Raw genomic sequence first — 2,544 nt, 5'->3', positions numbered from 1 at the left:
CGCCCCCAAACCCCCCGCGCATTAGGTTAACTGTGAGATGCTTACACGCGATTGTTCATATTTTTGTACTAATTTAAGAGTCACTGATAATTCTAAATGCGGTTATTAAAGACTGATTATTTATCCCCCCTTTTGCCTTTTGCATGAGTGCCTTTTGCCTATCTTCATAAGTAGCCTATACTCAAGGGATTTAGTATGATGAGTTTTTTACTCAAAAAACAGTATCTTTTTCGCCATCAAAGCAGTAATTAGCTATTCAACTAGGTCAAGATCAATTACAATGGTTAAAAGCTCAAGGAAAGGGATATGAAACAGGAATTGACCATATCTTGCGGGAAGTGATGGCACGCCAGCACCAGTGAAAAACATCGAAATAAAAATTGTCAGATCCCCCCGCCTATCGGCTCCCCCCTGATCAAGGGTAGCTCCCCCCGCCTATCGGCACCCCCCTGATCAAGGGTAGCTCCCCCCGCCTATCGGCACCCCCCTTATCAAGGGGGGCAGGGGGGATCAGAGTCCAAAATCTATCTTCTCTTTGATTATAACTACTTAATTTACCTCCTCTAAGCCCATGTCTAGATTATTAATCAGCCAGTATCAGGCGGAAGTTGAGAAGATTGTCCAATATGGCGGAAGTCGCAAGGAAACTTCGATTAGAGTCGCTTTTCAGAATTTATTAAATGACTATTGCAAGGCGCGGGATTTTTTGTTAATTCCGGAGTTGGATTATCGCACTAAGTCGGGAAAAGTTGTCTATCCTGACGGGACGGTAAAGGATGCTTTACGGTTAGATTGGGGATATTGGGAAAGTAAGGATCAATACGATAATTTAGATGAAGAAATTGAGAAAAAGTTAGCGAAAGGCTACCCTAATGACAATATTTTATTTGAAGACTCCCAGACGGCGGTTTTAATTCAAGGAGGAGAGGAAAGACTGCGCGTCTCGATGCGCGATGATGAGGCTTTGGATGGGATTATTAATGCTTTTATTAATTATGTACGTCCGGAGGTTGAGGATTTTCGAGAGGCGATTGATAGTTTTAAGGAAGATTTACCAACAATTTTAGAAGCGTTGCGGGGTTTAATTGCGTTGCAATCGGAGACGAATCGGAATTTTGTGACAGCGCGGGACAAATTTTTAGAGATTTGTCGCAAGTCAATCAATCCAGAAATTAGTCTGGAAGATGTGCGAGAGATGATTATTCAGCATATTCTGACAGAGGATATTTTTATCAATATTTTTAATGAGTCCCAGTTTCACCGGGAAAATAATATCGCTAGGGAATTACAGGGAGTGATTGAAACTTTCTTTACTGGTAATACCAAGCGCAATACTTTAGGGACTATTGAACGTTATTATGCGGTAATTCGGCGGACAGCGGCGAATATTTATAACCACCACGAGAAGCAGAAGTTTCTCAAGGCGATTTATGAGAATTTTTATCGAAAATTTGGGTTAAAACCCCGTCGTTTTACGACGGCTTTTCCTGATCTTTGATATAAGACTTAAGAACTTCCAGTGGCGCACCTCCTACAGAAGAGACGAAATAACTGGGCGACCAAAGAGCGTCTTTCCCGTACGGTTTAGGATAACCAGCTTGTCCATGCCTGCGACTAGAGACTCCCTTTAAAGAATTGACCATCACGGAAATAGATAATTTCGGTGGATATTCAATCAATGCGTGGACATGATCGGACTCCCCGTTAAATTCCAATATCTGAAAATTCATCTTTTCCGCAACTTCCCTAAAAGATTTTTCAACCAAAGTCAGACTTTTACCAGTAAAAACCTTTCTTCTGTATTTTGTCACACAGACCAAGTGTATCTTTAGATCGGAAACAGAGTTTCTTTCTTTTCGCAACCGACTTGACATTATTGACAGACCTAGTTAAAATAAATACAGACACAAATATCTTAACCCAATGAAAGCGAGGTATCAATACCGTATTTACCCAACAGACCAACAAAAGAGGCTTTTGTCTCAATTGTTCGGGTGTGTGCGCGTTGTCTGGAACGATACCTTAGCTTACTGTCAAGAACTCTATCGACAAGGGGAGAAAAAGCCAAAATATACTGAGTTATCTAAAAGACTAACTCAAATTAAAAAGACGACAGAAAAAGTCTGGCTGACCGAGGTTTCTTCTATCCCTTTGCAGCAGTCTTTGAGAGACTTAGAGACAGCCTATTCTAACTTCTTTGCATCTTGCAAGGGTGAGAGAAAAGGAAAGAAAGTCAAACCTCCCAAGTTTAAAAAACGTAAATCTAAACAATCGGCAAGATTTACTGACAATGGTTTTACCATCAATCAATATCACGTTACTTTAGCAAAAATCGGTGATTTGAGAATAGTTTGGAGTCGCCCATTACCCTCTAAACCTTCTAGCGTCACCGTGATTAAAGATGCAGCAGATCGCTATTTTCTCAGCTTTGTTGTCGAGATTCAGCCCGAAACACTTCCTAATAATGGGGAGTCAGTGGGAATTGATCTAGGGATTGCTACCTTTGCTACCCTCTCAACAGGGGAAAAGATAGACGCACCGAAA

Annotated in this window: 3 protein-coding genes and 1 pseudogene; 3 read left to right on the top strand and 1 reads right to left on the bottom strand. The window is 41.1% G+C overall.

All coding sequences use genetic code 11. The features are described 5' to 3' along the window. The first annotated feature begins 254 nt into the window (after window positions 1-254). Both O9290_RS22905 and O9290_RS22900 read left to right on the top strand, forming a co-directional pair. The gene (locus O9290_RS22905) at window positions 255-362 is read left to right on the top strand and encodes a BrnA antitoxin family protein (protein WP_265795881.1); all 108 of its coding nucleotides are present in this window, start codon (window positions 255-257) and stop codon (window positions 360-362) included. 209 nt (window positions 363-571) lie between these two features. Beyond that, window positions 572-1,462 (top strand): annotated as a pseudogene (locus tag O9290_RS22900) (type ISP restriction/modification enzyme); the annotation flags it as partial. Between the two features lie 10 nt (window positions 1,463-1,472). On the opposite strand, the gene tnpA reads toward O9290_RS22900, so the two are convergent. Beyond that, window positions 1,473-1,874, bottom strand: coding sequence for an IS200/IS605 family transposase (gene tnpA, locus O9290_RS22895; RefSeq protein ID WP_288056129.1), 402 nt, complete (start codon window positions 1,872-1,874; stop codon window positions 1,473-1,475). A gap of 49 nt (window positions 1,875-1,923) precedes the next feature. On the opposite strand from tnpA, the gene O9290_RS22890 reads away from it, so the two are divergent. Next, the coding region (locus O9290_RS22890; RefSeq protein ID WP_288087588.1) for an RNA-guided endonuclease InsQ/TnpB family protein at window positions 1,924-2,544 on the top strand (621 nt) is incomplete at its 3' end.

The organism is Microcystis sp. LE19-41.2A (genome assembly GCF_027530405.1).
GTDB classification, from domain to species: domain Bacteria; phylum Cyanobacteriota; class Cyanobacteriia; order Cyanobacteriales; family Microcystaceae; genus Microcystis; species Microcystis aeruginosa.
The sequence above is the reverse complement of the archived record's forward strand: the minus strand, read 5'-3'. Positions and strand labels throughout refer to the sequence as shown.